This window comes from Citrobacter sp. CK191, from assembly GCF_030333435.1.
Classification (GTDB): Bacteria; Pseudomonadota; Gammaproteobacteria; order Enterobacterales; family Enterobacteriaceae; genus Citrobacter_B; species Citrobacter_B koseri.
In genome coordinates this window covers 697,522-720,368 of record NZ_JAOWFX010000031.1, presented here as the reverse complement: position 1 = coordinate 720,368, position 22,847 = coordinate 697,522, and the positions used below count along the sequence as shown (strand labels likewise).

The following is a 22,847-nucleotide window of genomic DNA, read 5'->3' as shown; positions in this document are numbered from 1 at the left end:
GAAAAAAGTATCAGTAAACTGAATAAGAGATAAGTTCGTTTCATTGTCAGATTCTCACGCGAGGTAAGCCCACTTAGCGGCAAAGAGAGCCGGTCACGCTAACGCCGCTGTAGTTCTCGGCTGAGGTTAATGAATAATTTGCCGTGCAGCGCTGCTCGCCGTCACGTCCCCAGACCACATTCAGCGTCCCTTCCGGCGGCATGCCGCTTAAATAAACCTGCCCCTCGTCACCGACAATAAATTGTTGTTCTTGCGCGCCTTTTAACGTCACCATCGCCCCAAATGGCACCGTCGAACCGTGGGGTCTGGTCAACGTCAACAGCACGCGCAGCCCAACATTAGCGACATAGTCCGCCCTCACGACCGCGCCACGGGTTGGCACAACGGTTTTGTTGGTAAGCGCCAGTTCAACATCGTCCGCAACGGATGCCGTATCCAGGCCGATATCATTTTTGCGATACGGTGAAACATTGGCGGAAACGGTGTAGCCACGAAAATCAGTTCGTACGCCGCTCTGGTTTTTAATCCCGACCCCCGATGCGCCAGGCGCGCCAATCAGCACGTTGGTTTCCCCCAAAGGCTGAGAGAACGTTACGCCATCGGCATATGCCAGCACGCCCCCCGCGAGAGCGTAATTCACGCGCTGCGAGTGGCGATCGTAACGATACCCCCCGCTAACATCGGCGTAAGTACCCTTATAATCCGCGCTCAGACTACCGGTATATCCCACGTCATCCGTGCCGTAACCTTGCTGAATATTCCAGTTCAGCGCGTTGCCAGCCAGCGCCGTTCCACTCAGCCCTGTGCTATGAGTCGCGCCCTTCCCACTGCTGGCATTCATGCCATAACTGGCCCAGGTATTGCTCATAAAGCGATCCAGCGGAATGCTGATATTCAGCGCCAGCTGTTGGTCTTTATCATAACGATCGCCGCTGCCGTTTTTACTCAGCGTCCAGGCGACGCTATAGCTCACGCCGTTCCAGGCATTGTGATACCCCACACTCCACGACTGCATCGGTTTTCCGGTATGCCAGTAGTCCTCCTGTACCGCGCTTAACGCCAACGATCCGCCGCCTGCGCCCAGGGACTGGTTGACGTTGGCTTCCATACGGTTACGTCGTTTCGTTATCTGTCCGGAACTACCGCCATATGTATCGAAAGCGTCCTGCATACCGTAGTAACCGCGCGTTGAATATCGGTAACCCGCAATCGAAAAGTTTGTTCCTGTCGCGATGCTATTTTTGCTATAGCGCACACGCCAGGATTGCCCCTGAGTCTTGCTGCCATCAGCGGGTTGCGCCCATGACTGGATTACGTCGGCAGAAAGCGCGCCAATCGTTCCCAGATTTTTACCGACGCCGGACGCTATCGCCCGATAGTTACGGGAAGTCTGGACGCCGCCATAAAGCGTGAAACCGCCCGGCAAACCATAAATCGCGGTTCCCTGGCCGAAATCGGTTTGTTCCACACGACTGTCGCTGGAGCGATAGCGCCCGCCGGTTAACGCATATTTGAACCGACCTTCACGCTGTAACACCGGTAATGATGCGAACGGGACGGTGAAGTGCTGCTCACTGCCATCCGCCTCTTTAACCGTGACCTCCAGATCGCCGGCGCCTCCCGTGGGGAACATGTCGGTAATGTCAAACGCGCCAGGGGCCACGTAACTTTGGTAGATTTGGTAGCCATTTTGCCGGATGACGATCTGCGCATTGGTGCGGGCAATACCGCGCACCACGGGCGCATATCCCTTCAGCGAATCGGGCAGCATGTCGTCATCTGACGCAAGCTGGCCGCCACGAAACGGTATACTGTCAAAAACATCCGCAGGAGAGGCGCTGTCTCCCAGCACCAGTTGCGCTTTCAGCGGGACGATATTGCGCTGGACATAGGTATAAATCGAATCCCAGTCCTCATCGCCCTGACCGCCGCGCCGCCAGGTGGTGTAATTGCGCAAACGCCACGGGCCGACATTTATTCCGGGGCGTAAATTAGCGTACTGGCTATTACTGTTATCACCGCTCAGACTGTAGTTAAGCATCGCGGCGGTAATGCCTTCATCCCAGAGTTCCGGCGCGACATCCCCCCGCGCTCTGGCAGATAACGCCGCCTGTGGAATACTTAACAACAGCTTTTGCGTCGAAAACTGGAACTCACTTGAAGCCTGTGGAATAGCGGACAAATCGGCGCAATCCCCTTTGCCCTGCACACCCGGATACTGCGCGATGTTAACGCCATAGCGTTGCAACATTTCCCCCGACAGGCAGGGCTCAAGCGCATCCTCACCTGAAGGCGTTGGTGTTTTATTGAATGCGATATCCTGCGTGTCCAGAAACTGCCCGTTGAGGATAATATCGACATGGTAAGTGCCCTGTGCCTGCCCCCCCATTTCAAAACCAGAAAGATCGATATTCTCGCTACCGGATGATATATGCTCCAGTAGCGCCGGATTAAAGTAATCCCGACCCAGAACCTCATTCAGCACGCTGAATATTCCCAGGGAGATAAACAATACAAGCCGGGCCGGATACGGATTAATTATATATTTGGCTATCATCATTAACGTAATTCCGACCCGTCGCTACTTAAACAGAACCGCTGTACTCCTCGCTGATTCCACCGTAATCATTAATAATCCTGAATTTCACGCTTCCGCCATTTCCGCCCGAAGGCAGTGCAAAACGGGCGGTACTCCCCGGCGCCACAAACGTCACATTGTCAACTTTCTTACCGGATACGGTAATTTCATTGAAATTAACGTAATAAGGCGTGGGGTTATTTACCTGAATAAACGCCCCGCTCCGGCTCCAGCTTAACTTTCCGAGCTGCGCTTCAGGCGTTGACTTGCTTAGCAACGCAGGTCGATAAATCAGTTTTATTCGTGTTTTAACCGCAATCTGTAACGTATTATCTTTACGTTGGGCCGACGGTATCGATTTAATATTCAGCCAAAACAGGGACTCTTTATCCTCAGGCAGATTTCCCGCCCGAATAATACGCATTACGTTTTGCTGCCCGTTATCAAGCCGGTAAAGCGGCGGTGTAATAATAAAAGGAGCTTTGGCCTTACCGTCATTTTGCGTTTCGATCCACGACTGAATTAAATACGGAATATTATCGGGATTACTGACGCTTAATGACGCTTCTTTTTTACCGCCATCGTAAATAACCCGTGTTCCGCCAATGGAAACGCCAGCATTCACACTGGAAACGCCGGTAACAAACAGCGCCAACGCGGTGGCGCAAACACGTAATACTCTCATGGTAAACCTCTGAGAGGGCCGGTTATCGGCCCCCCAAACAACATATGCTCGTCAGTTATAGTTAACGGTGAAGTTTGCTACGGCGTTCACGACGCCCGGCACAACAGGCACGCTGGTGGCGACATAAGCGGCGTAGAAATCCAGTTGGTTGTCAACCATATCTAACAGTGAATAGGAATAGCCATTGATCTGATTAAGGCCTAAAGGCGCTCTGTCTGCCGTCATCAGTCGAATGGCCACCCCGCTTGCCGAACCGGGATCGGCGGACAGCGCTAACAGATCGGTATTACCCGAATGATTAACGCCATCAAATTTCACCCGCGCGGACGTGACGGAAGAGGGGCAGTTAATCAGACGCAAGGTAAATTTGGTCGTTGACGCTTCATCCCCTGCGTTGGTAAACGCTGTCTTATAGACACTTCCCATATCAACGGTCATCGTATTATTGGCGCCAATATCTACGGTACAGGCGGTATCAAGAACCTGACCCACAAATTTGACCGTGCCGTCATACGCTATCGCATGTGATATTGACAAAATGGCCGCAGCGGAAAGCGCCATTGCTATCATATTTTTTTTCATCATCGCTATCCTTAACACCTGTTTATTTATCGCGTTACGACATAATGTCCATACATTTTCTGCTCTGGAAATGGGCTGCCGGGAAACGCTTATTTTGGGCTATCATCGTAAAGACAAGGAGATAAATAACATGCGATTTCCCCTTCATCATTCCGGGCCGCATCACGTCAGCGGTTTGAATCCTGAATCAGGGCACGATGTCAATTAAGTTCTCCTTAATTTAAATTTTCATATAAATGCACATATTTGCTCAAGTGATTTTTTGGTGTAATTTTACACCTTGTTCTGGATTCACTTATTTTTAGTCTGTCACCATAATTATTAGCTCAAGCAAGACGTTACGCTATTACAGAGACTATTATATGGGAGGACAGATCATGCCTGAAACCAAAATAGCTATTGAATCAAGTATGTATAAGGCTCTGCCTCTGAAGCCAATTGAACATGTAGAAAAACTGATTGCGCACCTGAAGCCACACGCAAACACACGAGAAACAAAATGCAGACAAATTATTAACAACGAAAATAATAGACCACATCAATGTTATTTATTGCTGAAGGGAACCATCGGGGTTTTCAGAGCACGGGACGGCTTCATGCTTAACTCAGAAGTCGCCCCCTTTATTTTTGGCCTCAGCAATCAACTGGTTGATGCTGAATATTTGCTGATGCGCAGTGAGGAGTGCTCTGAGATCGCCTTTATTCCGCTGGAGAAAGTTAATGACGTTATAGCAAATGAGAATCTTTGGGAAAGCCTGGCGAAGGTGCTTATCTACACCGCCGGTCGGGTGTACGACCACTGTACGCGCATTTCAGCGCCGACATCCTATGATATTATTCGCGCTCAGTTGTATGAATTAATGCGTGAGTCTAATGAATTCAGGCAAAATATAACTGCCGCAAATTATATTCAGTCAAGAACATTTCTGTCGCGCAGCAGCGTGATGAAGATACTGGCCGATTTAAAAAAAGGCGGCTACATCGTGACCGATCGTGGTGTTCTGAAGCAAATTCAGCAGAATATTCCTCTGAAATACTAGCTATGTTCAACACGCATTAACGCAGAGCCACTAAAATAGAATGACAACGACAGTGACCGGATAACACCTACCATGCCCCAGGATTCTTCCTTTAATCAACTGAAGCAGCCTTCGCCCTACGCAATTGCGCTGCTCAACGCACTCACGTCAGAACAGGATTTCAAACGGTATCCTCGCGGAAGTCGCTTTGTCTTCGTCCAGGGGGGCGAGCACCAGTGCCTGTTTTTCCGCACGGGCGTCGTAAGCATTGAGAACATCGAAAATAGTCTGTTGCTGGGGATAGCTTCTGCCCCGGTCTCCCTGGGGTTCACCAGCGCCCTGTCGGATAAACTGCTGATTCGCACGCTCGAAGAGTGCGAAGCGGCGACAATTCCCCTCGATGACGTGATGGAAACCATTGAGCGCAAGCACCTGTGGGAGATCATGGCAAAGCATATGATCATCGTCACCAATAAATTGTTTATCCAGAATGAAATGGCGACAGCGCCGACCGCTTACGACCTGTTGTGCTACCAGTTGCAGGCGCTAAGCCAGGAGCCGGAAAGCATCCGTTCTCAGATGGCGGCCTACCAGTATATTCTTGAACGTACCCGCCTTTCGCGCAGCAGCGTGATGAAGATGCTGTCAGCGCTGAAAAAAGGCGGCTATATCGAACTGGAACAGGGCAAATTAATCGCAATTAATCACCTCCCTTCTCGTTTCTAACCCCCCGTTTTTTACGCTTAAAGCGGCGGCATTCGTTGGTCGGGATCGCAATTCTGACGATTACCTCGCCTTTACGTTCCATAATGAAACGTGATTAAGCATAAATGTTCCGTTGATGAAACATGTTATGGCCGAATTTTCTTTTCCGCTCACTGTTGCACAATAAGGTTATCGGCAGTGAGTGGTAGCCGTGTCATGGTACACAACCGATACCCCTACAGCAGAAGATGCGGAGCAAAATAATGAAAAAGCTGATTAACCGTGTAGAAGAGGTACTGAACGAACAACTCGCTGGTCTGGCAAAAGCGTACCCGACGCTGACGCTGCATCAGGACCCGGTCTACGTTACCCGGTCAGATGCGCCAGTGGCAGGAAAAGTGGCGCTGCTTTCCGGCGGCGGCAGCGGGCATGAACCCATGCACTGCGGCTATATTGGGCCAGGCATGCTCTCCGGCGCCTGCCCGGGCGAAATTTTTACCTCACCGACGCCAGACAAAATGTTTGAGTGCGCCATGCACATTGACGGCGGCGAAGGCGTCTTACTGATCATTAAGAATTACACCGGCGACATCCTGAATTTTGAAACCGCCACGGAGCTGCTGCACGACAGCGGCGTAAAAGTCACCACCGTCGTGGTGGATGATGATGTGGCGGTCAAAGACAGCCTTTATACCGCCGGTCGTCGCGGCGTCGCCAATACGGTATTAATTGAAAAACTGGTAGGCGCGGCCGCAGAACGCGGTGACACGCTGGAAGCCTGCGCGGAGCTTGGCCGTAAGCTGAATAATCAGGGGCATTCAATCGGCATCGCGCTCAATGCCTGTACCGTGCCTGCGGCGGGCAAACCGTCCTTCACATTGCAGGATAACGAAATGGAGTTTGGCGTGGGAATTCACGGCGAACCCGGCATTGGCCGTCGCCCCTTCTCTTCTCTCGATCAAACTGTCGATGAAATGTTTGACACGCTACTGGAAAACGGCGCATACAGCCGCACGCTGCGTCACTGGGATCATCATCAGGGAAGCTGGCAGGAAGATAAGCAGAGCAAACAGCCGTTGCAGCGTGGCGATCGCGTCATTGCGCTGGTCAACAACCTCGGCGCCACGCCGCTGTCTGAACTGTTCGGCGTCTATAACCGGCTTGAAAGCCGCTGTCAGGAAACCGGCATTACCATTGAACGCAACCTGATCGGCTCTTACTGCACCTCTCTGGATATGACCGGCTTTTCCATCACCCTGTTAAAAGTGGATGATGAAACGCTCGCGCTCTGGGATGCGCCGGTTCACACGCCTGCGCTCAACTGGGGCAAATAAGGAGATTATGTATGTCACTCAACAGAACACACATTGTTAACTGGCTCTATCGCTGCGGTGAGATTTTCACCAAAGAGAGTGATTATCTGACGGGTCTGGACAGAGAGATTGGCGACGCCGACCACGGGCTGAATATGCATCGCGGCTTCAGTAAAGTCGTCGAAAAATTACCCGCGATTGCGGATAAAGACATCGGCTTCATCCTGAAGAACACAGGGATGGTGCTGCTCTCCAGCGTCGGCGGCGCCAGTGGCCCGCTGTTCGGCACGTTCTTCATTCGCGCCGCCCAGGTGACACAGGCGCACCAGAGCCTGACGCTCGACGAGCTGTACCAGATGATGCGGGAAGGCGCGGAAGGCGTGACCAGCCGTGGTAAAGCAGAGCCTGGCGATAAAACCATGTGTGACGTCTGGGGGCCGGTTGTGGAGTCGCTGCGCCAGTCATGCGAACAGCACCTGTCGGTGCAGGCGGCGCTGGATGCCGCCAGCGCCCAGGCCGAAGCGGCGGCGCAGAGCACCATCACCATGCAGGCCCGCAAAGGGCGCGCCAGCTATCTTGGCGAGCGCAGCATCGGCCATCAGGACCCGGGTGCAACCTCCGTGATGTTCATGATGCAAATGCTGGCGGCAGCGGCAAAAGAGTAAGGATAACGCGATGGTAAACCTGGTCATTGTTTCGCACAGCGCCCTGTTGGGTGAAGGCGTCGGGCAGTTAGCCCGGCAGATGTTAATCGGCGATGGTTGTAAACTCGCGATTGCAGCCGGTATCGACGACCCACAAAATCCGATTGGCACCGATCCGCTCAAGGTGATGGAAGCCATCGAATCCGTGGCTGATGCGGACCATATCCTGGTCATGATGGATATGGGCAGCGCATTATTGAGCGCCGAAACCGCCCTGGATTTGCTCGACCCGGCGATTGCGGCGAAAGTCCGCTTATGCGCGGCGCCGCTGGTAGAAGGCACGCTGGCGGCGACGGTCAGCGCGGCAATGGGCGCCGGTATTGATAAAGTCATCAATGACGCCATGAGCGCGCTGGATGCCAAGCGTGAACAACTGGGTTTACCGTCACCCGCGCAAGCCGGGGGCGTCGCCACAAAACCAGCATTTCAGGATAACGACGCCCACTCCATTTCTGTTGTGGTGAAAAATCCAAACGGGCTGCATGTTCGTCCGGCATCGCGCCTGGTCTCCACGTTGTCGGGGTTTCGGGCCGACATGCTGCTGGAGAAAAATGGCAAATGCGTGACGCCGGACAGCCTGAATCAGATAGCGTTATTACAGGTGCGCTGCAACGATACTCTGCGCCTGATCGCCAAAGGAGAACAGGCCGACGAGGCGCTGGCGGCGTTCAAACAGCTGGCGGCGGAAAACTTTGGCGAGTCCGTGGAAGAGACGCCTGCCAGCAGCGCGGCGCGTCAGCTCCCCGCGCAGGTCTCCGGCGTGGTGTTCTGCTATTCCCCCGCTGCACCGGACGTCGCAAATCCGACGACCGTCAATTTGCCGGAAGAGCGGCAGCGCCTGCAAACGGCGATTCGTCAGACGCTGGACGATCTCAACGCGCTGACCACGCTGGCGGAAGAGAAATACTCCGCCGATCTGGCGGCGATTTTTTCCGGGCATCACACGCTGCTGGATGACCCCGAGCTGTACGAGATGGCGTGTGAAGTGATGCGTGATAAACCGTGTCGGGCGGAAACGGCGTGGCGCAGCGTGCTGGACGATCTCCGCGATCAGTACCGACAGCTCGACGACGCCTATTTGCAGGCCCGCTATATCGATATCGACGATATTCTCCATCGGACGCTGAGGCACCTGAGCGGAATAAACGCGCGCTTGCCGGTATTCACGCGCCCGACTATCGTGGCGGCAGAAAATATCTTCCCGTCCACCGTGTTGCAGTTCGACCCACAGACGGTTAAAGGGATCTGCCTGAGCGCAGGCAGCAATGAATCACATTCGGCAATCATCGCCCGTGAAATGGGGATCGGCTGGCTTTGTCAGCAAGGGGAAGCGGTATATGCCCTGAGCACCGGCGAGTCGATTACGCTGGATCTCGCGGCACAGCGCATTCTCTTTTCTGACTGACCGCTCTCCCATCGCGCGTCCTCTTCTGAGGGCGCGCTGTCGCATCACCGCGCTCATCCCCACGCTTCAACCGGCGATAACGGGAAATGTTTACCAGTTCCCAAAATAGCGGTTCGATCACGCGCACATGGCAATCCTGGACTAAGGTTTTGTCATGGTTCATGCCGCTGACTGCGGCACGCCGTTAAGGAGAATATTGATGATAACACCTGCGCTTCGCCATTCCGGCACGCTCTCTTTCGCCATAAAACTGACCGTTGCAGGCACCCTGCTGACATTCGCGTCGCTCTCGGCGCATGCTGAGGAACAGCCGGCCAGTCCTCCGCAGCCCCCGGATATTCTGCTGGGGCCGCTGTTTAATGACGTGCAGAGCGCCAAACTGTTCCCCGACCAGAAAACGTTCGCCGATGCCGTGCCTAACAGCGATCCGCTGATGATCCTCGCGGATTACCGGATGCAACGAAACCAGTCAGGCTTCGATTTGCGTCACTTTGTTGATGTGAACTTTACGCTGCCCAAAGAAGGGGAAAAATACGTTCCGCCGGAAGGACAGTCGCTGCGTGAACATATTGACGGCCTGTGGCCCGTGTTGACCCGCACAACGGAGAGCGCCGGAAAATGGGATTCGTTATTGCCGCTGCCGGAACCGTATGTGGTGCCTGGCGGACGTTTCCGGGAAGTCTATTATTGGGATAGCTATTTCACCATGCTGGGGCTTGCCGAAAGCGATCACTGGGATAAGGTCGCCGATATGGTGGCGAATTTCGGCTATGAACTGGACTCCTGGGGGCATATCCCCAACGGCAACCGTACCTACTATCTGAGCCGCTCGCAGCCGCCTTTCTTCGCATTTATGGTGGAATTGCTGGCGCAGCATGAGGGCGACGACGCCCTGAAAAAATACCTGCCACAGTTGCAAAAAGAGTATGCCTACTGGATGGAGGGCGTGGAGAATCTCCAGCCCGGCGAGCAGAATAAGCGCGTAGTGAAACTGGATGACGGCACCGTCCTGAACCGCTACTGGGATGACCGGGACACGCCGCGACCGGAGTCGTGGATGGAAGATATCACCACCGCGAAAAGCAACCCGAACCGCCCGGCAACCGAGATTTATCGCGACCTGCGATCTGCCGCCGCATCGGGCTGGGATTTCAGCTCGCGCTGGATGGACGACCCGAATCAGCTGAGCACCATTCGCACCACCAGCATCGTCCCTGTCGATCTCAACGCCCTGCTGTATAAACTGGAGAAAATGCTGGCGCGCGCCAGCAAAGCGGCAGGCGATGACGCCAATGCGAACCAGTATGAAGCGCTCGCCGGCGCCCGTCAGAAAGGCATTGAAACGCACCTGTGGAACAATCAGGAAGGCTGGTATGCCGACTACGATCTGAAAAGCAAAAAGGTGCGTAACCAACTGACGGCGGCCACGCTGTTCCCGCTGTATGTCAACGCGGCGGCGAAAGATCGCGCCAGCAAAGTGGCTGCCGCGACCCAGGCGCACCTGTTGCAGCCTGGCGGACTTTCCACCACCTCGGTGAAAAGCGGGCAGCAATGGGACGCCCCCAATGGCTGGGCGCCGTTACAGTGGGTGGCGACCGAGGGGTTGCAGAATTACGGGCAGGACAACGTCGCGATGGATGTCACCTGGCGCTTCCTCACCAACGTTCAGCATACCTACGACCGCGAACAAAAGCTGGTTGAGAAATATGACGTCAGCAGTACGGGAACCGGCGGCGGCGGTGGAGAATACCCTCTTCAGGATGGTTTCGGCTGGACCAACGGCGTGACGTTAAAAATGCTCGACCTGATCTGTCCAAAAGAGAAACCGTGCGACAGCGTACCGGCCACTCGCCCCGCAGCGCCAGGCGCTTCCCAGCCTGCGCCGCAAAAACAGGTTGAAACCACGCCGTAATGTAACCCGACCATCATGCTGACAAAAATCCGCGCGCCGTCGCGGATTTTTCTTCCTGGCAATGCCGCGCGTTCATCTCTGCCCCTCATAGCTCTTAAGGGTTAGAGCCCCTTTTCATCGGTGAGAATTTGATACTGAACAAGTTTTTTAACGTTATATATGTAAACATATAGCGATTTTTTAACCATTTCAGGATGAAAACAATGCCGCTCACAAGACGGAGATTCGCTCAGGCAATGGCCTCTGCGCTGCTGTTTCGCCACCTCCCTGGCATTGCGCAGACACCGCTGACGTTTGCTATTGGCCGCCCGCCGGAAGGCAATATTATTCGCCGCGTGGTGAGCGCCGGTGCGCCCGCCGATGTGTTACTGCTGGCCGTCGCGCCGGAAAAGCTGGTGGGTTTCTCCTCTTTTGATTTCTCGCGCCAGGCGGCGATTCCCTTCCCCGAGTCCATTCGGGCGTTGCCCAAACTGGGCAGGCTGGCGGGGCGCGCCAGCACGTTGTCTCTGGAAGGACTGCTGGCCCTGCATCCCGATCTGGTAGTGGATTGCGGCAACGCCGATGAAACCTGGCTTTCGCAGGCGCGCCAGGTCAGCGCTCAGACCCGGATTCCGTGGCTGCTGATTAACGGTGAACTGCGGCAAACGCCGGAACAACTGCAAGCCGCAGGACAAGCGCTGGGAATGGAGGCGCGTACTGCCGCTCAGTCGGCGCTGGCTCAGCGCTTCATTGCGCAAGCGCTCGCGTTTTCCCACACGCCTGCTGCCGGTATTCGTTTTTATGCGGCGCGGGGCGCCCGAGGTCTGGAGACAGGATTACAGGGATCGCTGCATACGGAAGCGGCAGAGTTGCTGGGATTACACAACGTAGCGCGAATCCCCGGACGAAGCGGACTGGCCCAGGTCTCTATGGAAAACTTACTCACCTGGCAACCCGACATCATTCTGGTACAGGATGCCGCCACGGCGCACTACCTGCGTCACGACCCCGTCTGGCAAGGCGTTAAGGCGGTTGCGGACAAGCGCATTCTTTTCCTGAGCGGTCTGCCGTTTGGCTGGCTGGATGCGCCGCCGGGCATTAACCGTTTACTCGGGCTGCGCCGGTTGCATGCCTGGCTGGACCCGAACGTTAATCAACATTTTAAAGACGATATGGTGCGTTATGCGCGCCTGTTCTGGCATACGTCGCTGACTGACGAACAGTATCAACAGTGGGCGATCATCTGATGAGAACGACCACCCTTTCAGTCCTGATGCTGGGGATTGCCCTTCTCTGTATTGCCTTTGCCACTGTATCGGGCGCTTATCACCTCGATGCCCGGCAGGTGCTAGCGATGATCTTCAGCCATGACACGGTGCCGACACAGGATCAAATCGTGTTCTGGCAGATCCGCCTCCCCCGCATTCTCGCCGCGCTGCTGCTGGGCGCTGCGCTGGCGGGCGCGGGCACGACGTATCAGGGGATGTTTCGCAACCCGCTGGTCTCCCCGGATATTCTCGGCGTTGCCGCCGGAGCGGGTTTAGGCGCATGTACGGCGATTTTACTGGGCCTGCCGATTTTGTTTATCCAGCTCTACGCGTTCGGCGGCGGTCTGCTGGTAGTTGCTGGCGTCTGGCTGATTACCCGCCGGGTGACGCGTCACGACCCCGTATTAACCCTTGTGCTGGTGGGTATCGCGCTCGGTACGCTGTGCGGCGCGGGAATTTCCCTGATAAAAACGCTGGCCGATCCCTATACCCAGTTGCCTTCCATAACCTTCTGGTTACTCGGCGGGCTCTCTACCATCACGCTGCATGATCTTTGCTTCTCGGCACCGCTGATTCTGTTCGGCGCCATCCCTTTGCTGCTACTGCGCTGGCGTATGAATTTACTGACGCTTTCAGATGATGAAGCCCGTTCCCTGGGCATCAACGTTACCCGCCTTCGGCTCGCGCTGATTGTCTGCGCGACGCTCATCACCGCCAGCACGGTGGCGATTGCCGGGATTATCGGCTGGATAGGCTTAGTCGTGCCGCATATCGGCAGGTTGCTCACCGGCAATAACCACCAACAGTTGCTTCCTGTCTCAATGGGCGCCGGCGCCATTTTACTGCTGCTGACCGACACGCTCGCGCGCGCAATCAGCAGTACGGAGATTCCACTGGGTATCCTCACCGCATTTATCGGCGCTCCTTTCTTTTTGCTGCTTCTGCTGCGTGGAGGACGCCAATGACACGACTGACGGTTCACCACGCCAACCTGGGATACGCCCGACGCCCGGTTTTGCGCGACGTCTCTTTTACCGTACCGGCGGGAGAAATTTGCTGTTTACTCGGCGCAAACGGCAGCGGCAAGACCACGCTGATGCGCACCATTCTTGGCGTTCTCCCCTTGATCAGCGGCGACATCCTGCTTGATGGCGTGGCGGTGCAGCGTTTTTCAGACCGGGAGCGCGCCAGCGCCATTGCCTGGGTGCCACAGGCGCACGACGGCGCGTTCGCCTTCACTGCTCTGGATATGGTGATGATGGGGCTGACGCCGAAAATGGCGGCATTCGCCGTTCCCGGCGCCAGGGAGCGAGAAATTGCCCAGCAGCAGCTCGCCGCGCTTGAAATCGTCCATCTGGCGCACCGACGCTGGAACACCCTGAGCGGCGGAGAGCGTCAACTGGTGCTGATCGCCCGCGCTCTGGCGCAACGCCCTCGCCTGCTACTGCTGGATGAACCCGCCTCCAGCCTCGACTTTGGTCACCAGATCCGCCTGCTCGACACGCTGGTGACACTGAAAAAAACGGGGATGGCGCTACTGATGTCAACCCATCATCCGCTCCATGCCAGGGCGATAGCCGACAGCGTCGTACGCGTGGAGTCCGACGGCCAGGTATCGCAAGGCGCGCCAGAGCGCCAGCTCGCTGCCGACAATCTGGCCGCGCTTTATCGGGTCTCGCCCACACAAATCCACCGCCATCTTTTTGGCGATCAGCAATAAGGGACAGCCATGCTCATTGATGACATTGATTTTGCAGACCTCTACCGCCAGCAGCTATTGCAGGCGAAACGAACGGAAAAAACGCCCGACCATTGGGATAAACGGGCAGAGAAAATGGCAGAAAACTGCGCGTCGCCGACGGACACCTACCTGCAACAGCTGATGGAAAAAATGGATTTGCAGGGCGTGAACTCGCTGTTTGATATGGGCTGCGGCCCTGGCACCGTCTCGCTGGCGTTAGCGGGCAAAATACCGCATATCTGCGGCGTGGATTACAGCCCCGGAATGCTGCGCGTTGCCGCCCGTCGTGCGACAGAGCAACGGGCAACCCATGTTCACTGGGTGCAACGCGCCTGGGAAGAGGACTGGAGCGATCTTCCGCGCTGCGATATCGCCGTGGCCTCCCGCTCAACGCTCGTTGCGGATATGCGCCAGGCGATGACAAAACTCAACAACCAGGCGCGGCTGCGCGTCTATACCACGCACCTGGTCAGTTCCTCTTTTGTTTCCCCCACTATCCAGCGCGCGTTGGGTCGCGAGGTTATCGAGCTGCCTAACTATATTTATGCCCTCAATGTCCTGTACCAGATGGGGATCTGCGCCCATGTCGATTTTATCCGTGGACAGAACTGCCAGCAGGACAACAGCACCTGGGAACGCTTTGCTGAGAACGTTCGCTGGAGCATGGGCGACATCAGCGATGAAGAGCGTGAGCGTCTGTACCGCTGGTATCAACAGCAGGATGCCAGCGCCCTTGCCCCGGCCAGCCGGGACTGGGCGCTGATCTGGTGGGACAGCATTCCACAAAAGGCGCTGAAATGATCTACTTCTCACACGCACAAACGGACGCATTGCTGCTGGAGGATATTCAGGGAGGCGACCTGACCACGCGCGCTCTGGGCATCGGCAATCTGCCAGGCCGCATGACCTTCCGCCATCGCCAGGGCGGCTGCGTGAGCGGCATTGCCGTGGCCAGACAAATGTTGCAGTCGCTGGGGCTGACCGTCCTGGAGCAGATGAACGACGGCGAGCGCGCCGCAGCCGGTCAACGATTGATCAGCGTCAGCGGGAATGCGACGGCGCTGCACCAGGGCTGGAAGGCCGTACAAAACGTACTGGAGTGGAGCTGCGGCGTTTCACACTATCTCGACAGCATGCTTCACATCCTACATAGCCGTTACCCCGACGGGCAAATAGCCTGCACGCGTAAAGCCATTCCCGGCACCCGGCTGTTAGCCGCACAGGCGGTGCTCGCCGCAGGCGGAATCATTCACCGCGCCGGGTGCGCGGAAACCGTGCTGCTGTTTGCAAATCACCGCCGCTTTCTCGCCCCCGGTAACGACTGGGCCGGGGCCATTTCGCAGTTGCGCCGTCATGCCCCGGAAAAAAAGATCGTCGTCGAAGCAGACACCCCCGAGGAAGCCCTTGAAGCGCTCCGCGCAGGCCCCGACGTTTTGCAACTCGACAAATTTACCCCACATCAGGCGGCGGAGGTGGCCCGGGCGGCGCCTTCACTGGCCCCCCATTGCACGCTGGCGCTGACTGGCGGCATCAACCTCGCCACTCTGGCGAGTTATCTCGACTGTGGTATCAGGCTCTTTATTACATCCGCACCGTACTATGCACCACCGATGGATATCAACGTCATCCTGAACCCGGACGAAAGTGACATATAACATTGATAAATGGAATAAAAACAATGAAATTCACTCAGAGTTGTCTTTACACGGCATTATCGGTAGCTTTTGCGCATAATGCGTTTGCTGGGCAAGAAAGCGACACCATGACCGTCTGGTCTAGCCCCGCCTCTGCGGCGACCACCACGGTGCTTGGTCAACAAACCATGCAGGATCTGGATAAGCAGAATGTGGCGCAGGCATTAAGCGTCATCCCTGGCGTGGCGTTGCAAAAATCAGGCAACCGCAACGAACAGCAGGTCAAAGTTCGCGGTTTTGACAGCCGCCAGGTTCCTATCTTTTTCGACGGCGTGCCGGTTTACATCCCTTACGACGGCAACCTCGACTTAGGGCGCTTCCTCACCTCGGACATTGCCTCCGTTGAGGTGTCCAAAGGCTACTCATCGCTGCTGCAAGGCCCTAACCAGATGGGTGGCGCGATCAACATCACCACCAAAAAACCGACAAAACCTCTCGAAGGGAGCATCGGTTATCGCCAGGGATGGAGCCGGAGCAAAGATAACGCCCACGATATGCACGCCTCGTTTGGCGCCAGTAATGAGCTGGGTTATCTGCAAGTCAGCGGTAGCCAGTTGAAGCAGGATTTCCTGGGTCTGCCGCACGGGGTGGACAACGCCATTGCAGGCAGCAACGGGAAGATGATCAACTCGTCGGCAGATGATAAACGGGGCATTGTTAAGCTGGGCTTCACGCCGCGCGAAAATGACGAGTACACCCTGACCTATATCAACCAGGACGGTGAAAAGGACAACCCGCCATACGCAGGCACCAGCAGCCAGAAGTCGCGCTACTGGCAGTGGCCGCAATACGATAAAGAGAGTTATTACTATCAGGGCACCACGCATCTGGGCGATCGCTTCACGCTGAAAAGCCGGCTTTATCGCGACACCTTTGAAAACACGCTGATGATGTACAACTCCCTTGCCGACCTGAAAAACAAGAAAGGCAGCTATAGCCACTATTCCGATTACAGCGATGGCGCAGGGTTACAACTCGCCGCCGAAATGCGTGAAAACGATCTGCTCTCGTTCGCCGTTAACTGGAAAGATGACGTCCACCGTGAAAAAGGCGCGCCGCATGCGGCATACGATCGCTATGAAGATCGCACCTGGTCGTTAGCCAGCGAATACCAGTGGGCCGCCGCCGATAATGTGGATGTCGTGGCCGGTATTAGCTATGACTGGCGTGACAGTCTGGAAGGGATGAAGCACGAAAAAGACGGCAGCGTAACCCACTACGACGACAACAACCAGTCAGCGTTTAACTGGCAGGTCATGACCAAATACCACTTCGCAAACGAGGACACGCTGGCGCTCTCTTACTCTGACCGGACGCGTTTCCCGACGCTCAAAGAGCGGTATACCACGTCGAAACCGGCGTATAACCAGGTGGCTATCGTCAACCCGCAGTTAAAACCCGAACGCGCCCGCAGCGTGGATCTGACCTGGAACGGTTCGCTAACCCGCGACTGGGGATTCGAGGTCAGCGTGTACTATAACCGCGTGACCGACGCAATCCTGTCGCACAACATTGATGCCGATACGATCCAGAACCGCAATAGCGGCCGGGTGGATTACACCGGTCTGGATGCCGGAATCAAAGGCAATGTGTCTGAAATGCTGGATGTCGGGCTGAGCTACGGGCTGATCCACGCGGACGTCAAGCGTGATGAAATCGGTGAAATCACCGATTTGCCAACGCAGACGCTCACCGCATGGATGACGCTCAAACCGTGGGAACCGCTGAGTGTTACGCTGTCAGAAGAGGCGCGTTCCTCCAGCTACAGCAATTCAGACGGTTCACAGAAAGCGGGCGGATTTGCCATTACCCATATCCGCGCGGATTATGCGGTGGGCTACGGTTTTAGCGTCAACGCGTCCGTGAACAACCTGTTCGATACGAAGTATGCCTACAGCGAAGGGTTTATCGAGGAAGGCCGTAATTTCTGGGCCGGGGTGGAATATAAGTTCTGATTGTTCCGCCGAATGAAAACGAACCCGGCCTGCGCAATTGCAGGCCGGGTTGCTATCAGAAGCTGTAGCTGGCGCCAACCTGAACGGTGCGGTCGCGACCAATCCAGCAGTTGTTGTCGTCGTAACAGCTAAACGTCTCTTTGTTGGTAATATTCTGCGCGCTGGCCTTCAGCGTCACCCCGCTCAACGATGGGATCGCCTCTCCCAGACGGTAAGAGACGGCCATATCATACTGCGTCGTGCCGCCGAGTTTGCCTTTGTCGTTAGCTGGCGAGATCTCCATCGGCCCGGTATAACGGACGCCCGCGCCAACGTTCAGCCCGCGCAGCGGCGTATTATCAAAGGTGTAATCGCCCCACAGGTTAAACGCGTTTTCCGGCACCTGAGTCGGACGTTTGCCTTCATACGTCTCATCTTCCGTGTTGATCGCATGGGTATAGGCATAGTTGGCGATCAGCGTGACGTTATCCGCCGGACGGCTGACAATCGACAGTTCGGCCCCTTTTGACTCAATCTCGCCGGTCTGACGGTAATCCCAGGTCGGTGTGGCGGAAAGCACATTTTTCTGGCGGATATTAAACACCGATGCGGTAAAGGTGGTCGCGTATTCCGCCAGCAGGTATTTCACCCCGCCCTCAACCTGCTTGCTGGTGGTCGGCTTCACCTCTTTCGAGGTCAGAGTCCCTTGCGGCGAGATCGGCTTAAAGCCTTCGGAATAGCTGATAAATGGAGAGATCCCATTTTCAAACGCGTATAACGCACCGAAACGTTTGGTGACGCGATCTTGTGAAATCCAGGTTTTATCGCCGTTTTGCAGATAGTCGGTCGTGGTGGAGCGATAGTCATCGTAACGCACGCTCGCCAGCAGGTTCAGGCCGCCAAACGCAATCTGATCCTGAAGATAATAACCATTCTGCTGATAAGAGAGACGGTTATTCTGCGCAGTACTCAGCCCTAAATCGTCGGTATGAATCTGACGATAGTTCGGGTGGCGCATGTCGATCCCCGGCGTGCTGCTGGCATAGCGGTAGAAGTAATGGCTGTCGAGTTTCTGGTAATCGAAGCCTGCCAGCAGATGGTGCTGCCAGTCGCCTGACACTACCGTTTTCGTAACCTGGTTGTCGATGTTAAAACTTTTCAGATCTTCATCGGTCGTGTAGGCAAACCGGTTCAACTCCCAGACCGGATTCCCCGTATTTCCGGTGGAGTAGACGCTGCGCTGGTGGGTATCCACATCAAAGTAGCGCGCTTTCTGATTGAAGCCCCAGCCGCTGTCAAACTGGTGTTCAAAGCTGTAACCCAGCATCCATTGACGCTGCTTAAAGCCGCTCCACTCATCTCCGGCAAAATCACGGCGCCCCGCATACTCTGAGCGCAGATAAGAAATGGGCAGCGGGTTGGAAGGCGACAGCGATGGTGTATTCTGCGCCAGCGCATCAATCGTCAGACGCGTTTTGTTGTCCGGTTGCCAGGTAACGGACGGGGCAACCAGATAGTTTTCATAGCGGGAGGTATGCGGTTGATCATCCCCTTCCGTCGCCTTGCCGAGTAAACGGTAGTTCCAGTCGCTGTCGCTGATTCGCCCGGTTGAATCCAGATAACCCTCTTTCAGATTACGGGTGCCGGTGTTGAAGCCCACTTCCGTTTTCTGTTCCGCCTGCGGTTTTTTACTCTGGATGTTTACCAGTCCACCCGGCGATCCATTGCCGTACAGCACCGAGGCCGGGCCTTTCAGAATATCCACGCTTTCAATCAGCAGCGGATCAATACGCGCTTTGGTATTCCCGGTCACGTTGTACGGCAGTTGCAGGCCGTTGTAATACTCCTGATCCACAGTAAAACCGCGAATCTTATATTCGCTCATATAGGAGGTATTACCGCGAACTTCCGTTGACACGCCCGGCGCGTAGCGCAGAATTTCATTCACCGAGTTGGCGTGGCGTTGCTCAATCTCCTGCCTGTCGATGGTGTTGATCACCTGCGGCGTTTTGCTTTCCGGCACGGCGGATTTGGTGGCGCTGTTGGTCCAGGCCGGAAGAAGGCTCTCCTGCCCGGCGGCGGTGACCACAATGGTCGACTCTTTTGCCTCTTCAGCATAAGACGGGACCGTCAGGGCTAAGGTGATACATCCAGAGAGCGCGCGTAATGTGAAACGATGAGTTGTTTTCATGAGCAAATTATTATATGTGAAATGGAATGACAATTATTCTCATTTTTATTCACAAATCAAGCCAGCTTTCGCCGTTAATCCGGCCAGGCGTTGCTCAGGAATACAGATTGTTCTGACGTCTGTTGAATTCCCGTAAACGTGCCGGGAAGACGCCTTCCCTGACACGTTCACGACTGATAATGCGCCAGCGCGATAATGGGCATCAAGTGAACGGAAAACACGCCAGGGTAGCATGTCGCCGATTTACGCACTCATCCCCACATCCGCTCTGTTCATTTAATTGCGCCGCAGAAGGCGAAAAACGCCGAGCACAACAATCGCCCCGACGACGGCCACCAGGAAACTGTGAAGATTGAACCCGCTGATGCTGCCGCCGATACCAAACATGGTTGCCAGCCAGCCGCCGACAACCGCACCAACGATACCGAGAATACAGGTCAGTATAAAACCACCGCCATCGCGACCCGGCATAATCAGCTTAGCGATAACACCTGCAATCAGACCAAAAATAATCCAGGCAATAATTCCCATATTCAGGCCCTCTTTCCAGTGAAAGCATGCGCAAGACGTTCTTGCGCCAGTCCCTTAAGTATAGGCAAATCAACCGGCCATGCTTTTCATCCTGCGACGTTATGCGCTGGCGTTGATAAAAATTTCACCCATTTGTCTTAAGTTCCGTCATGCCATGCCGATAACCAAACGATAATCTGTCAGGCATCCAGGAGTCATTACGCGTGAGTCACTACAGTGAGCAGTTCCTGAAGCAAAACCCGTTGGCGGTATTAGGCGTACTCAAAGATTTAAACAAGAGCCAGGTGCCGCTACGCATCTCCTGGGCCGGGGGGCAGTTCATCAGTAAGATTCTGGACGTTAACGCGGAAAAACTGGTGATGGATTTCGGCAGCCAGGACTATGAAAACATCGCCGTTCAGCGCGCCAGACAGATAACCATTACCGCAGAAACGCAGGGCGCGAAAGTGGAGTTCACGCTGGATCAGCTCACCCGTGGCGAATACCAGCAGCTTCCGGCATTTATTACCGCGCTGCCGCCCGAGCTGTGGTTCGTTCAGCGCCGGGAGTATTTCCGTATTTCCGCGCCTTTGCATCCCCCCTACTACTGCCAGGCGAAAATGCCGGACGACAACACGCTACGTTTTCGCTTGTTCGATCTCTCGCTGGGCGGCATGGGCGCATTGCTGGAAGCGACAAAACCCGCCGGATTAACCGAAGGCATGCGCTTTTCGCAAATTGAGCTGAACATGGGGCAATGGGGCGTTTTCCACTTTGACGCCCAGCTTATTTCCATCAGCGAACGCAGAGTGATTGACGGGAAAAATGAAACGATTACCACTCCCCGCCTGAGCTTTCGTTTTCTCAACGTCAGCCCGGCGGTGGAGCGGGAATTACAGCGGATTATTTTCTCTCTTGAACGGGAAGCGCGGGAAAAATCCAATAAGGTGCGTGAATAACCCCCGTGCGAGTTACATCGCATCCAGCGCTTGCTGGAGTTTCCAGATATAACGCGGCGCCTGTGGCGCAGGATGATTTTTGGCAACGTGCTCGAAAAACTCATCCGCGCTCAGATCGTTGATTTTCTCAATCGCTTTTTTGCGATCGGAAGAGAACGTGCGCAGCAGCGCGCCCGCGCCATTGGCATAAGAGACCACCAGCGCGTACTGCATCACCTGCGGATCGTTAATACCGGCCAGCGACCCGTGTTCCAGAATACTCAGGTACGCCGTCCCCATCGAGATATTCCGCTCCGGGTTTTTCAGTTCGCTGGTCGACGGTTCGCCGCTCCAGCCCATATGACGATAAACATCGCGCCCGGACGTCGAGGCCTTCAGTTGCATTAACCCAACCGCCCCGGATTTACTGACCACCGTCGGATTACCGCCCGATTCAATTGCGATGATCGCGGTAATCAGACGCGGGCTGACGCCCCAGGCTTCCCCGGCTTTTTCACTTATCGGCATCCACTGCATTGCCCGTTTAACCGGGACTTCGGCGTTCCAGGGCGGATTCTTGTAATCCTGCTTTGAACTACAGCCCGCCAGCAATACAACCAAAAAAGCAAACCATCTCAATTTCACGTCATCTATCCTTATAGCCGGAATTCGCCGCTGCGAGTGACAACGACATGCTCAATCGGCATGATATACATTTGGTTTTAGATGTCAGCAAGGAATTGCCATGTCCCTGTTTCACTTAATCGCCCCATCGGGTTACTGCATCAATCAGCAAGCGGCTTTACGCGGCGTACAACGGCTGATCGAATCTGGCCACCAGGTGAATAACGCCGCCGTCATTGGCCGCCGTGACCAGCGTTTTGCCGGTTCAGACGCCGAGCGTCTGGCGGATGTTAACGGCCTCGCCCGCCTGACGACGCCCGATACCATTGTGATGCCGGTTCGCGGCGGTTACGGCGCCAGTCGTCTGCTGGAGAGCATTGACTGGCAGGCGCTCATCGCACGGCAACAGGCGAACCCGCTGCTGATCTGCGGCCACAGCGATTTTACGGTGATTCAGTCCGCCCTGCTGGCGCTGGGCAAGGTGATAACGTTTAGCGGCCCCATGCTGGCGGCGAATTTCGGCGCGGAGGAGATGAACACCTTCACCGAGCGCCATTTCTGGCGGGCCTTGTGCAACGCGCAGTTCACGGTGGAGTGGCAAGGTAACGGCCCGACATGTGAAACGGAAGGCACGCTGTGGGGCGGCAATCTGGCCATGCTGGTCTCCCTTATCGGCACCCCGTGGATGCCCGCCATTGAAAATGGCGTACTGGTGCTGGAGGATATTAACGAGCATCCTTTCCGCGTTGAGCGAATGCTCCTGCAACTGTATCACGCGGGGATTCTGTCCCGGCAGAACGCGCTGATATTGGGCAGTTTCAGCGGTAGCGCGCCGAATGATTACGATGCCGGTTACGATCTTGACGCGGTTTACGCGTTTCTGCGTTCCCGTATCTCCATCCCCGTCGTGACCGGTCTGGATTTTGGTCATGAGCAACGCACCGTTACGCTGCCGCTCGGCGCCCACGCGGTGCTAAAAAATGGCGAAAATGGCAGCCAACTCACACTCTCCGGCCATCCTGTCCTCAAATCATAAAAAAAGCCGTCGCCTGGGCTAAGTAAAAC

20 protein-coding genes are annotated in these 22,847 nt (G+C 55.4%); 14 read left to right on the top strand and 6 right to left on the bottom strand.

The window, feature by feature from the left end:
* Positions 1-73: 73 nt before the first annotated feature.
* Genes OGV82_RS15145 through OGV82_RS15135 form a run of 3 tightly spaced genes read right to left on the bottom strand, consistent with a single transcriptional unit; the run spans position 74 to position 3,845 of the window.
* On the bottom strand, positions 74-2,560 hold the full coding sequence (locus OGV82_RS15145) for a fimbria/pilus outer membrane usher protein (protein WP_101744132.1): 2,487 nt from the start codon (positions 2,558-2,560) through the stop codon (positions 74-76).
* A 25-nt stretch (positions 2,561-2,585) separates the two neighbouring features.
* Entirely contained in the window at positions 2,586-3,263 is a 678-nt protein-coding gene (locus OGV82_RS15140) for a fimbrial biogenesis chaperone (RefSeq protein WP_047463318.1), read from the bottom strand.
* Between the two features lie 51 nt (positions 3,264-3,314).
* A complete protein-coding gene (locus tag OGV82_RS15135; protein WP_024130278.1) occupies positions 3,315-3,845 on the bottom strand; it encodes a fimbrial protein in 531 nt (176 codons plus the stop codon).
* A 377-nt stretch (positions 3,846-4,222) separates the two neighbouring features.
* On the opposite strand from OGV82_RS15135, the gene OGV82_RS15130 reads away from it, so the two are divergent.
* From OGV82_RS15130 to OGV82_RS15075, 12 genes are all read left to right on the top strand, one after another.
* Positions 4,223-4,885 carry a winged helix-turn-helix transcriptional regulator gene (locus OGV82_RS15130; protein WP_024130277.1) on the top strand — a complete coding sequence of 221 codons (663 nt, stop codon included), beginning with the start codon at positions 4,223-4,225 and terminating at the stop codon, positions 4,883-4,885.
* A gap of 72 nt (positions 4,886-4,957) precedes the next feature.
* Entirely contained in the window at positions 4,958-5,590 is a 633-nt protein-coding gene (locus OGV82_RS15125) for a winged helix-turn-helix transcriptional regulator (RefSeq protein WP_047463315.1), read from the top strand.
* A 242-nt stretch (positions 5,591-5,832) separates the two neighbouring features.
* Complete coding sequence (gene dhaK / locus OGV82_RS15120; protein ID WP_101744131.1) at positions 5,833-6,903, top strand: dihydroxyacetone kinase subunit DhaK; 1,071 nt, start codon at positions 5,833-5,835, stop codon at positions 6,901-6,903.
* 11 nt (positions 6,904-6,914) lie between these two features.
* A complete protein-coding gene (dhaL, locus tag OGV82_RS15115) occupies positions 6,915-7,547 on the top strand; it encodes a dihydroxyacetone kinase subunit DhaL (RefSeq protein ID WP_012132103.1) in 633 nt (210 codons plus the stop codon).
* Positions 7,548-7,557: 10 nt separating this feature from the next.
* The gene (dhaM, locus tag OGV82_RS15110) at positions 7,558-8,991 is read left to right on the top strand and encodes a dihydroxyacetone kinase phosphoryl donor subunit DhaM (RefSeq protein WP_047463309.1); all 1,434 of its coding nucleotides are present in this window, start codon (positions 7,558-7,560) and stop codon (positions 8,989-8,991) included.
* A gap of 199 nt (positions 8,992-9,190) precedes the next feature.
* Entirely contained in the window at positions 9,191-10,903 is a 1,713-nt protein-coding gene (locus tag OGV82_RS15105) for an alpha,alpha-trehalase (RefSeq protein ID WP_047463307.1), read from the top strand.
* Between the two features lie 203 nt (positions 10,904-11,106).
* A complete protein-coding gene (locus OGV82_RS15100; RefSeq protein WP_101744130.1) occupies positions 11,107-12,129 on the top strand; it encodes an ABC transporter substrate-binding protein in 1,023 nt (340 codons plus the stop codon).
* A 26-nt stretch (positions 12,130-12,155) separates the two neighbouring features.
* Positions 12,156-13,115, top strand: a complete 960-nt coding sequence (locus tag OGV82_RS15095; RefSeq protein ID WP_369701201.1) for a FecCD family ABC transporter permease — start codon at positions 12,156-12,158, stop codon at positions 13,113-13,115.
* The gene (locus tag OGV82_RS15090) at positions 13,112-13,870 is read left to right on the top strand and encodes an ABC transporter ATP-binding protein (RefSeq protein ID WP_047463303.1); all 759 of its coding nucleotides are present in this window, start codon (positions 13,112-13,114) and stop codon (positions 13,868-13,870) included. The genes OGV82_RS15095 and OGV82_RS15090 overlap by 4 nt, the downstream gene beginning before the upstream one ends.
* 9 nt (positions 13,871-13,879) lie before the next feature.
* Complete coding sequence (locus tag OGV82_RS15085; RefSeq protein ID WP_012132097.1) at positions 13,880-14,692, top strand: class I SAM-dependent methyltransferase; 813 nt, start codon at positions 13,880-13,882, stop codon at positions 14,690-14,692.
* Positions 14,689-15,546, top strand: coding sequence for a ModD protein (gene modD / locus OGV82_RS15080; protein WP_047463299.1), 858 nt, complete (start codon positions 14,689-14,691; stop codon positions 15,544-15,546). Before OGV82_RS15085 ends, modD begins: the two co-directional genes overlap by 4 nt.
* Before the next feature lie 23 nt (positions 15,547-15,569).
* Positions 15,570-17,540 carry a TonB-dependent receptor plug domain-containing protein gene (locus tag OGV82_RS15075; RefSeq protein WP_012132095.1) on the top strand — a complete coding sequence of 657 codons (1,971 nt, stop codon included), beginning with the start codon at positions 15,570-15,572 and terminating at the stop codon, positions 17,538-17,540.
* Positions 17,541-17,595: 55 nt separating this feature from the next.
* On the opposite strand, the gene OGV82_RS15070 is transcribed toward OGV82_RS15075, so the two are convergent.
* The gene (locus OGV82_RS15070) at positions 17,596-19,710 is read right to left on the bottom strand and encodes a TonB-dependent siderophore receptor (RefSeq protein ID WP_047463294.1); all 2,115 of its coding nucleotides are present in this window, start codon (positions 19,708-19,710) and stop codon (positions 17,596-17,598) included.
* Positions 19,711-19,986: 276 nt separating this feature from the next.
* Positions 19,987-20,241: a GlsB/YeaQ/YmgE family stress response membrane protein gene (locus OGV82_RS15065; protein ID WP_012132092.1), complete on the bottom strand. Its 255-nt coding sequence runs from the start codon at positions 20,239-20,241 to the stop codon at positions 19,987-19,989.
* A 203-nt stretch (positions 20,242-20,444) separates the two neighbouring features.
* Between OGV82_RS15065 and ycgR the strand changes: the two genes are divergently transcribed.
* A complete protein-coding gene (ycgR, locus tag OGV82_RS15060; protein ID WP_047463290.1) occupies positions 20,445-21,179 on the top strand; it encodes a flagellar brake protein YcgR in 735 nt (244 codons plus the stop codon).
* Between the two features lie 12 nt (positions 21,180-21,191).
* On the opposite strand, the gene emtA is transcribed toward ycgR, so the two are convergent.
* On the bottom strand, positions 21,192-21,803 hold the full coding sequence (gene emtA / locus OGV82_RS15055) for a membrane-bound lytic murein transglycosylase EmtA (protein WP_012132090.1): 612 nt from the start codon (positions 21,801-21,803) through the stop codon (positions 21,192-21,194).
* A gap of 100 nt (positions 21,804-21,903) precedes the next feature.
* Here emtA and ldcA point away from each other — a divergent pair, with 100 nt between their 5' ends.
* Positions 21,904-22,818 (top strand): muramoyltetrapeptide carboxypeptidase, encoded by a 915-nt coding sequence (ldcA, locus tag OGV82_RS15050; protein WP_101744129.1) that lies wholly within the window; start codon positions 21,904-21,906, stop codon positions 22,816-22,818.
* The last annotated feature ends 29 nt before the right edge of the window (positions 22,819-22,847 follow it).

Excerpts from the sequence above, each read along its gene's own strand:
- ldcA (WP_101744129.1), top strand. The coding sequence starts at position 21,904 with ATGTCCCTGTTTCACTTAATCGCCCCATCGGGTTACTGCATCAATCAG.
- OGV82_RS15100 (WP_101744130.1), top strand. The coding sequence starts at position 11,107 with ATGCCGCTCACAAGACGGAGATTCGCTCAGGCAATGGCCTCTGCGCTG.
- OGV82_RS15130 (WP_024130277.1), top strand. The coding sequence starts at position 4,223 with ATGCCTGAAACCAAAATAGCTATTGAATCAAGTATGTATAAGGCTCTG.
- OGV82_RS15135 (WP_024130278.1), bottom strand. The coding sequence starts at position 3,845 with ATGAAAAAAAATATGATAGCAATGGCGCTTTCCGCTGCGGCCATTTTG.
- OGV82_RS15125 (WP_047463315.1), top strand. The coding sequence starts at position 4,958 with ATGCCCCAGGATTCTTCCTTTAATCAACTGAAGCAGCCTTCGCCCTAC.
- OGV82_RS15105 (WP_047463307.1), top strand. The coding sequence starts at position 9,191 with ATGATAACACCTGCGCTTCGCCATTCCGGCACGCTCTCTTTCGCCATA.
- OGV82_RS15095 (WP_369701201.1), top strand. The coding sequence starts at position 12,156 with ATGCTGGGGATTGCCCTTCTCTGTATTGCCTTTGCCACTGTATCGGGC.
- OGV82_RS15070 (WP_047463294.1), bottom strand. The coding sequence starts at position 19,710 with ATGAAAACAACTCATCGTTTCACATTACGCGCGCTCTCTGGATGTATC.
- OGV82_RS15085 (WP_012132097.1), top strand. The coding sequence starts at position 13,880 with ATGCTCATTGATGACATTGATTTTGCAGACCTCTACCGCCAGCAGCTA.
- OGV82_RS15090 (WP_047463303.1), top strand. The coding sequence starts at position 13,112 with ATGACACGACTGACGGTTCACCACGCCAACCTGGGATACGCCCGACGC.
- OGV82_RS15065 (WP_012132092.1), bottom strand. The coding sequence starts at position 20,241 with ATGGGAATTATTGCCTGGATTATTTTTGGTCTGATTGCAGGTGTTATC.
- dhaM (WP_047463309.1), top strand. The coding sequence starts at position 7,558 with ATGGTAAACCTGGTCATTGTTTCGCACAGCGCCCTGTTGGGTGAAGGC.
- OGV82_RS15145 (WP_101744132.1), bottom strand. The coding sequence starts at position 2,560 with ATGATGATAGCCAAATATATAATTAATCCGTATCCGGCCCGGCTTGTA.
- dhaK (WP_101744131.1), top strand. The coding sequence starts at position 5,833 with ATGAAAAAGCTGATTAACCGTGTAGAAGAGGTACTGAACGAACAACTC.
- modD (WP_047463299.1), top strand. The coding sequence starts at position 14,689 with ATGATCTACTTCTCACACGCACAAACGGACGCATTGCTGCTGGAGGAT.
- OGV82_RS15140 (WP_047463318.1), bottom strand. The coding sequence starts at position 3,263 with ATGAGAGTATTACGTGTTTGCGCCACCGCGTTGGCGCTGTTTGTTACC.
- dhaL (WP_012132103.1), top strand. The coding sequence starts at position 6,915 with ATGTCACTCAACAGAACACACATTGTTAACTGGCTCTATCGCTGCGGT.
- OGV82_RS15075 (WP_012132095.1), top strand. The coding sequence starts at position 15,570 with ATGAAATTCACTCAGAGTTGTCTTTACACGGCATTATCGGTAGCTTTT.